Below are 9,468 nucleotides of genomic sequence, written 5' to 3'. Positions count from 1 at the left end.
TTTAGTTCTACCGATGAAAATCCAACGTTTACTTTTGATACCGCTGGTGATTATCAAGTAAAATTAGTAGCCACAAATTCTGCAGGAACCCATCAAATTACGAAACAAATAACTGTAACTGCTGCATCAACTGGAGGAGGAAATAGCAATCCTTGTAACCTGCCTGAATGCTATGTTCAATCAACTTCCACTGTTTCTTCAGGGTTAACAACAACGATAACATATGGATATACTTTAGTGAATGGAAAAAAAATGATTTCATCAATCACTACTTCCACTGGTTTTGGTGATGTAGTTACAAGTATTGAATATGATGCTCAAGGAAGAAGAAGTAAAGATGAAACTAAACTTGGTGGTTCATTACAAAACTATATTGAATATGAATATAGTAATGGTGACCAAACCGTAAGAGCAAATTCATACGATGCTGGAGGAAATTTAACCGGCTATACTATTAGTGAATATGATGCAAATATGCGCCTTAATCGTACAGATAATTATACTTCAGCAGGAGCATTGACTAGTTATACTATTTTTTCTAATTTTTTAAATATTGATGGAAGTTTTCCTCAACTTGTTGAAACCTATAATGCAAACAACGCAATTACACAAACTGACGTACATACCTATCAAGATTGTCAGCTAAAAAGTACCGTTTCAAAAGATGGAAACGATACAGTTATAGGAGAAATAAATAATACAATTGATGCAAATAAATTATTACGCACAAGTGTAGCAACTATTTATACGCAAGGATTTAGTATTACAAGTACAACTGAATATGTTTACGATTGTGATTAATTGGATTTAAAAATACCCTAAATAAAAAATCTAACTGATATAATTTATTGGTTAGATTTTTTTTAAAACACACTAAATATTTTGCCAAGTATTTACAGAAAAACAGTTAGGTATAATAGAGAATCAGCATTATAGTTTAGCAATTAAAAAAAGGTTATTAGCTTTTATGTTTCTTTGTTAATTTAATTTAGGATCGTTTTATATTTTAATTTTTCATTTACATAGGATAATACAATCTACGCTTAAAAGATCTTGAATAAAGCTGTAAATTTCTATTAAATCCCACAATGGTTCCATTAGTTGTTTTATACTTGTAAGTGAAATACAATTCCCTTCATTTATTTGATTAATTAACTGAGGTAATTTAGGATGTTTTTTTTTAATTAATCGATGCCCTCTTGCAAATATTAAAGTAGTTTTTAAATCTTTTTCATCTATATATAACTGAAATATTTTTTTGCTTTTAATAGAAAAAGTATCTGTTGAAGGTATTGATACTTTTATTTTGTTTGATTTTCTTCGAATACCCCCATTACTTTTTAGGCTTAATATTTTTCTATCTAAAGCAATTTCTAATTTTTTTTGAATAGAAGGTATATCAATTAGGTTATTTAAGCTGGATTGAGGAGTGTTTAATTTTAATGGTTTTGTGTATTCAACGCTGTGTTGTAGATTTTCCTCAGCAGTTTCTTTAATAAGTTCATTTTCAAATCTGTCTATAGGGGGGTTGATATAATCCAAAACAACACTCATAGAGAATTTTGGAGTATTGGCAATATGATATACATAATGTGGAATAAACATGGCATCACCAGGTTCTAAATTATAGGATTTACTATTAGGAAGCATTTTAGTAATATTGTGAAAAACTTCAGAATTATGTTGTATGGAGTTGTATTTTGGATCATCCCAAGTGTAGAATTGTTTATTTCCTGGGCCTAAATGAAATAAGATACCATCCTCTCCTACAGCTTCTTTATGAATTCCAAAAGGTGTAAATCCATAATTCCCCATAAAAAATAGGAAAGACAATCCATTAAGAGGTAATCCAGCTATTTCTAATAGTGGACTTACAATAGTGGCTAGTTTTTCTGCAAAAGCATTACTGTACTCTTCTAAGCCTATTAATACAATACCAAACTTTTGATTTCCGAAAATTTGTTGAGACCAAGTTTCAAGCGAATCTTCTACCCTTGGAGGATTGGCTACCATTTTTTCAATATAATCATTCCTAAGCTCATTATTAATATAGGTTTTTAAACCAATATGTATATCATTTTTAGCAAAAAAACCGTCTAAAACGTTTATGAGTAGTTGTTTTATAGCTGTTGTGTCTTTTTTTGAAATTAATTGATTTGCTTTTGCGGGTTTTTTTAATCCATTTGATTCATTATAAAAAGTTTTCCAAGAGGGAGAATTCATATTTGACGTTTAGTAGTTTGTTATTGGTTAAATATCACTTAAATTTTTATCAACCTTCAATTAAAGTAAATTTGAAATTTATAACCTCAGCAATATCTAATATATGTATCAAGAATAACGTTGATTGTTAGTTGTAATTTTTTATTTTACTAATATAAAAATTAAAATTATACTAAATAATCTCTTGTTGTATAGCTTATTGTAACTAAATTCAATAAAAATCATTTTTATAATTTCATATCATCTTTTTTTAATAGATTTGAGTTCCTAAGTTTTAATTCATTTTTAAACTATTATACAAGTGTTGTATAAAGAAAATTCATTTTTAAAATCTATAACTATTTTTATAGTAGGTATAGTTATTTCTATGATACTAGCCTATTATGTTAAAAAAGAAAATGACAAGCAACAACATCAAGAATTTGAAATAAGCTCAAATGACATTAGAGATAAAATTGAAAATAGACTTAGTGCCTATGTCCAATTTTCAAGAACTAGCTCTTCTTTTTTTATGTCTTCAGATACAGTTACTAGAAGTGATTGGAATTATTTTTTTGAAAAAAGTAAAATATCTGAAAACTTAATTGGCTTTCAGGGTTTAGCATATTTAGCTCAAGTTTCAAGAAAACAATTATCAAGTTTTACTAAACATATTAGTAGAGAATTGAATGATGTTTATGAGGTTTTTCCAGAAACCAAAGAAGTATATTATACCCCAATAATTTATATTGAACCTGCTGAAAAAAACGAAAAGGCTTTAGGCTTTAATTCAAGCTCAAATTCTAATATGAGAAATGCAATTGAGATTGCTAGAGACTCTAATAAAGTTACAATAACAGATAAAGTTTTTCTTGTTCAAGAAGTAGAAGCAGCACCAAAACCTGGTATCGTAATTTATGCGCCTGTTTACAATAAAAATATGCTAATAAGTACTATTGAACAAAGACGAGAAGCAATTAAAGGATGGGTAGCTATATCTCTGAGAATGCATGATTTTATGGATGGTGTAATGAGTGATTTTGATTTAGGTGCAAAAAAGTATATAGGGTTAAAAATATTTGATAATGATAGTCTTTCTAACAATCATTTATTATATGATAGTCAGTTAAATATTAAAAATTATGACTCAAACAAGTATAATTTATTAATAAAAACCATACAGGTAAACACAAAAAAATGGCTATTGCAATTCTCAGAACCTAAAACACCTATTATTAATATAGGTAGTGTTACTGTATTTTTGCTAGGCTTGGTAATTAGTTTACTACTTAGTCTTTTAATGTTTTCATTATTTAATACGGTTTCATTTGGAAAAAGTTTAGCAAAAAAATTAACTTTAGATTTATCTGATAAAAATATAGAACTAAAGAAAACAAATCAGCTTTTAAATGAAAGCTATTCCGATTTAAAAAAGGCTAAAGAAAAGGTTGAAGAGAGTGAAGATAAACTTAAATTAATTGCTAACAACTTGGTGAATGGTATGTTGTATCAAGTTGTATCTATAGATGAAAACAAAAGAAAATATAATTACGTAAGTGATGCAGTATATAAATTTTATGGTTGTACAGCTGAGGAAGTTTTAAACAATCCAAATTTAATTTATGATAGGATACATAAAGATGATATTGAAGAGTTTAAAAAAAATGAGATTAAATCAATAAAAGAGCAAACAATTTTTAAATTCAAGGCTAGGGTAATTAACCCAGATGGCAGTATAAGATGGTCTTATTATGTTTCACGCCCAAGAATTATTAATGGATTAATTCATTGGGATGGAATTGAAATTGATATCACCGAACAGAAAAAAATTGAAAATGAATTGTTAATTGCTAAAGAATCTGCTGAAGAAAGCAATAAACTAAAAACGGAATTTTTAAATAATATGTCGCACGAAATAAGAACTCCTATGAATGGAATTCTTGGATTTTCCGATTTATTAAATACTCCTAATTTAAGCAATGAAAAAAAACAAAGTTTTATTGGAATAATTCAAAGCAGTGCCAAACAGTTATTAAATGTAATAGATGATATTTTAGAAATATCCATATTAGAAACCAAACAAGTTAAAATAGTAGAAAGCAAAGTGTGCTTGAATGAATTGTTAGTCGATCTTTTTTTAGTTTTTGACATTAAATCAAAAGAAAATAAAATCCCAATTTATTTAAAAAAAGGGTTAACGGACAAGCAGAGCACTATATTTGTTGATAAAACTAAATTAGTTAAGGTTATAAGTAATTTAATTGAAAATGCCTTAAAATTTACTTCAAATGGATATATAGAAATAGGCTACATTTTAAATAATAAAAAAATAGATATCTATATAAAAGATACAGGAATTGGAATTGATAAAGAAAAACACGAATTAATTTTTGAACGTTTTTCGCAAGCCGAAGTTAAACTTTCTAAAAAAGTTGGAGGTCTAGGTTTAGGCTTATCTATAGTAAAAGAAAATGTGGAGTTGTTAGGTGGTAAAATTAGACTGGAATCGATAAAAGACAAAGGTTCAACCTTTGTAGTTTCAATTCCTTACAAGCCAGTTTTTGAAAATAAACCTAATGAAACTAATAATCAACCCATTATTCTTATTGCAGAAGATGAAGAGGTTAATTATTTATATGTAGAAACCTTAATAAAAGATGTATTGAAGTTAGATTACAATGTAATACATGCTAAAAATGGGCAAGAAGCTGTTGAAATGTGTAGAAAATACTCTGCGATTGAATTAGTTTTAATGGATTTAAAAATGCCTATAATGAATGGATACGAAGCACTAAAAGAGATTAAAAAAAATAGACCAGATTTAACTATAGTAGCACAAACAGCTTACTCTACAACAGATGTTAAAAATGATGTCTCTTCTACAGGTTTTGATGATTTTATTTCTAAACCAATTAACTCAGATGTATTTGTTAAAATAATTGAGATTTATTTAAAATAAACTTTAAGTCTGCTAATTATAGGGTTAATATATTAAAATCGTTTTGAGTTAGTTTGTCAACATTCTCGGTAATTTTTTCAATATCCCAATTCCACCATTGTAATTCTAAAAGTTTTAAAATTGTTTTTTCTGAAAATCTTTTTCTAATTAATTTTGAAGGATTACCTCCAACAATGCTATAAGGTTCAACATTTTTTGTTACTGTAGTGTTGGATGCTATAATAGCCCCATCTCCAATTTTAATTCCTGGCATTATAGTTACATTATAACCAATCCAAACATCGTTTCCTATCACTGTATTCCCTTTTGTGGGGTAAGTTTTACCCTCCATAGCTTTTTCCCAACCAGCACCAAAAATTGCAAAAGGATAACTTGAAATAGCATTGGTTAGGTGGTTTGCACCATTCATTATAAAAGTAACATTTGATGCAATCATACAAAATTTACCAATAATGAGCTTGTCTCCAATAAAATCAAAATGATATTTGACATTCTTTTCAAAGTTACCAACATCTTCAAAATCATCATAATAAGTATAATCACCAACTTTTATAGCTGGATTTTTTATTATGTTTTTTAAAAAACACAATTTTTTATAATGTGTTAGTGGGAATTTTAAATTTTTATTTGGACCATTCATAATTACAGTTTTTTAAACTTTTTTTGTTGCTTAAGTAATAATTGAAACAAAAAAAGTGTAGTAAAACTAATTATTTAATTTTGAAGGCACAATCCAATAAGTATATTCATAAGATTTATAAGTTAAACGATATGGCTCTAGAGGTAGTGTACCCCAGCTATTTATACTCCCTAATCCTTTTTGAAAACCATCAATATTTACAAATACTCTTTCTTGTGGTGTTAATTCACCAGCGTGTTTTTGTGTTTTTTCAATTCCAGAGTCTAGATCGTTTTTACTAAAATTTAAAGCAGAAAAATACAATGGCTTTTCCCCAATTATTTTAAGTTGATATCCTAAGCTGTTTGTTAAGGTAGCCCATCTAACATCAATTTTATTACCCGTTTCTTGCGGTCTTATATATGGAAAATATTGTTCAGCAACTGTGCTTTTATAGCGACCAATTTTAGCTGCATGTTGTCTGTCAGAATAAGCTTCAAAAGGACCTTTTCCATACCAAGTAATTGTATGAAACTCTTTTGGAACAATCATTTCATTTCCAAATTTAAAAAAGTTACTGTGTTTGCCTTTATGAGCCGTAAGCTTATTGGTGATTTTTACAGCTCCTTTTCCATTAATTATATAAGTTTGGGTTAATGTTGCATCATTTCCAAAAAGATGCTTAACAAAATTAATTAATACCTCATTATTGTTGATTTTTTTAATGGTAAAATCTGCTACTTCATTGTTGGCAATTGTTTTCCATTCTTGGTAATTTTTTTGAGAACCAGAACCATAATCATTATCAACTGGAGCTCTCCAAAAATTGACTTGAGGACCTTTTTCTATAATTGTTAGATTGTTAAAAATATAATTATTAAAAGAACCTGTTTTTTTATTAAAACTAATTTCAAAATTTAAACCTTTTACATTGATGAAGTCTTTATTAGAATTAACTTCAATAGGCTCGTTAGTTTTTTCAGTGGTATAAGGAACAAAACTTGTTAGTTGAAATTGTTCATAGGCAATCTCATAATTTTTATCTAACAGAGGTTCTTTAGTTTTAAGAATGGCTTTTAAATTTAAAAAATATTCTATATTAGGTTGTAATTTGGTTTGAAATGGTATTTCTATAACCTTTGTTTTTTGAGGAGCAATAGCTAAATTTTCAAGTTTTCCAGCTTCAACTTTTTTGCCATCTGCAATAATTTCCCAATAAAAAATATAGTTTTTTAAATCTTTAAAAAAGTACCAGTTTTTAATTGCTATTTGCTTTTTTACTAAATCACTTTCGTAAAATTTAATTTCTTGCTGAATATGTTTTACTTCATTCATATGAGGGTTTAGTTTCCTATCAGGTTGAACCAAGCCATTGTTAAGAAAGTTATTATCACTTGGAGTTCCTTTAGGGCCAAAATCTCCTCCATATGCGTAAATTTCTTTTCCATTTTTGATGGTTTTAATTCCTTGATCTACAAAATCCCAGATAAAACCTCCTTGAAGTTTGTCATATTTTTCATACAAGTCCCAATATTCCTTAAATCCACCCATACTGTTTCCCATAGCATGTGCATACTCACATTGTATTAACGATTTCTCCCAAGAATTATTTGTAGCATATTTTTCAATATCATTTGGTGTTGCATACATTGGAACATATAAGTCAGAATTCCACTCCAAGCCTGCTCGTTCATATTGAACAGGTCTAGTTTTATCTAACTTTTTGGCTAATAAATAAGTATTATAAAAATTGTACCCATTTCCAGCTTCATTTCCAAGAGACCAAATAACAATTGAAGGATGGTTTTTATCTCTTTCAATCATACGCTCAGTACGTTCCATATGTGCCTTTAACCATTTTGGGTTGTTTGCTAATGTTTTTGTTAAGTTATATCCCATTCCATGAGATTCTATATTGGCTTCATCAATTACATAAATACCATATATATCACATAGCTCATACCAATAAGGGTCGTTTGGGTAATGACATGTACGCACTGCATTTATATTGTTTTGCTTAAAAATTTGAATATCTTTAAGCATATCTTCTCTTGATATTACATGTCCTGTATTTGGGTCATGTTCATGCCTATTAACTCCTTTAAATAAAATAGGTTTACCGTTTAATAAAAACCGTCCATTTTTAACTTCAGAAGTTCTAAAACCTATTTTTTTTGAAATTACTTCTTTAACTGTTCCTTTTTTATCTTTTAGTTCAATGGTTAGCTGATATAGCTCTGGAATTTCAGCAGACCACTTTTTTACGTTTGGAATTGAGGTAGTAAAATTAAGTGTGCTAATAGTGTTTTTATCAATCTCAAATTTTTGATTTTTGGTATATAGTAGTTTATTTTCCTTTTCAATTTCAATTGTAATACTCCCTTTTTGTATCTTATTTAAGGTATTTTTAATTTCTAAATTAAGGTTGAAATCCCCTGTAGAATAGTTATTAATTAAACCTGATTTAGCAAAGTAATCGTTTATATAAACTTTGGGTCTAGCATACAAATAAACATCTCTTTCTATTCCTGAAATTCTCCAAAAATCTTGACATTCTAAGTAGCTTCCATCGCTCCAACGGTAGACTTCTAAAGCAATAGTATTTTTACCAGTTTTAATAAATTTAGTAATATTAAATTCAGCAGGTAATTTAGAGCCTTGGCTATAGCCTACTTTTTCTCCATTTATCCATATATAAAATGCAGATTTTACAGCTCCTAAATGAATAAATATTTCTTTCTCATTCCAATCTTCTGAAATTTCAAAAGTTCTTAAATAGGATCCAACAGGATTATAACCATCTGGAATATCTGGAGGGGTTAGTTCTCCTTTTTGAAAAGGATATGAAGCATTTACATAAATTGGAATTCCATAACCTTCAACTTCCCAATTAGATGGAACTTTAATAGAATCCCAAGAGGAATGATTAAAATTTATTTTATAAAAATCTTTAGGTCTTTTTTCAGCATCTCTTACCCAATTAAATTTCCAAATACCGTTTAATAGTAAATAATTGTTTGCTTTTAACTCCTCATTTTTTTTGGCTAATTCTTTTGAGTTATATGGGAAAAATGAAGCTCTAGCAGGTAGTTTGTTTATTTCAACTATTGAAGGGTTTTCAATTATCGAATCTAAAGTTTGTGCTATTGTTGAGCTATTACTATTTAAAAATAGTAAGCTAAAAATAATATTAAAAACTAAGGTTGATTTCTTCATTATAATCCTTTTTACATTAATAAATGTAAATATAACATTTATTAATATTAATTTAAAATAATTTCGACGAATGTCAATTTTTTAAGTAACACCCCAATATTATAAATTTATAATATTGGGGTGTTTTATTTTATGTTTNAGGTTCCCCATTATTTTCAATTGACAATTCAGATAATGGAGTAATAGCACTCCAAGCAGCAGCATCATAAGCATCCATTGGTGGTGCTATATTTTGTTTTGCAGATTCTATAAACGCATTAATTACAAAGAAATCCATTCCTCCATGACCTGCTCCTGTAGCTAACTCTCCATACTTCTTCCATAAAGGATGATCGTATTTCTTTAACCACTCATCTGCTTGATCCCATTGGTGTGGTCTTTTGGATTGCCCTTCTATATATATTCTATTGCCATCTACTTCCCAAAGACCATTTGATCCTTGTACTCTAAAACCTAAAGAATACGGTCTTGG

The 9,468-nt window shown here is 28.2% G+C and carries 5 protein-coding genes and 1 pseudogene; 2 read left to right on the top strand and 4 right to left on the bottom strand.

The genetic code is table 11. The annotated features are described in order from the left end of the window. On the top strand, positions 1-801 hold an 801-nt coding region (locus ACFQZW_RS02425), incomplete at its 5' end, for a PKD domain-containing protein (protein ID WP_386781413.1). Positions 802-1,014: 213 nt separating this feature from the next. Here ACFQZW_RS02425 and ACFQZW_RS02420 read toward each other — a convergent pair. Next, positions 1,015-2,223: an RNA methylase gene (locus tag ACFQZW_RS02420; RefSeq protein WP_298289088.1), complete on the bottom strand. Its 1,209-nt coding sequence runs from the start codon at positions 2,221-2,223 to the stop codon at positions 1,015-1,017. 301 nt (positions 2,224-2,524) lie between these two features. Here ACFQZW_RS02420 and ACFQZW_RS02415 point away from each other — a divergent pair, with 301 nt between their 5' ends. Beyond that, a complete protein-coding gene (locus ACFQZW_RS02415; protein WP_298266189.1) occupies positions 2,525-5,161 on the top strand; it encodes a CHASE domain-containing protein in 2,637 nt (878 codons plus the stop codon). 16 nt (positions 5,162-5,177) lie between these two features. Here ACFQZW_RS02415 and ACFQZW_RS02410 read toward each other — a convergent pair whose 3' ends face one another. The 3 genes and pseudogenes from ACFQZW_RS02410 to ACFQZW_RS02400 all read right to left on the bottom strand — a co-directional run. Next, positions 5,178-5,801: a CatB-related O-acetyltransferase gene (locus tag ACFQZW_RS02410; protein ID WP_298289082.1), complete on the bottom strand. Its 624-nt coding sequence runs from the start codon at positions 5,799-5,801 to the stop codon at positions 5,178-5,180. 66 nt (positions 5,802-5,867) lie between these two features. Continuing rightward, a complete protein-coding gene (locus ACFQZW_RS02405; RefSeq protein ID WP_386781412.1) occupies positions 5,868-8,996 on the bottom strand; it encodes a glycoside hydrolase family 2 TIM barrel-domain containing protein in 3,129 nt (1,042 codons plus the stop codon). Positions 8,997-9,126: 130 nt separating this feature from the next. Further along, positions 9,127-9,468, bottom strand: a pseudogene (locus ACFQZW_RS02400) (gfo/Idh/MocA family oxidoreductase); the annotation flags it as partial.

This window comes from Lutibacter aestuarii (genome assembly GCF_042676885.1).
GTDB classification, from domain to species: domain Bacteria; phylum Bacteroidota; class Bacteroidia; order Flavobacteriales; family Flavobacteriaceae; genus Lutibacter; species Lutibacter aestuarii.
Note: the sequence above shows the minus strand (reverse complement) of the source record. Positions and strands in the feature narration are given on the sequence as shown.

What these genes read in the sequence shown, in the direction of transcription:
- ACFQZW_RS02405 (WP_386781412.1), bottom strand. Translation starts at nt 8,996, where the DNA reads ATGAAGAAATCAACCTTAGTTTTTAATATTATTTTTAGCTTACTATTT.
- ACFQZW_RS02420 (WP_298289088.1), bottom strand. Translation starts at nt 2,223, where the DNA reads ATGAATTCTCCCTCTTGGAAAACTTTTTATAATGAATCAAATGGATTA.
- ACFQZW_RS02410 (WP_298289082.1), bottom strand. Translation starts at nt 5,801, where the DNA reads ATGAATGGTCCAAATAAAAATTTAAAATTCCCACTAACACATTATAAA.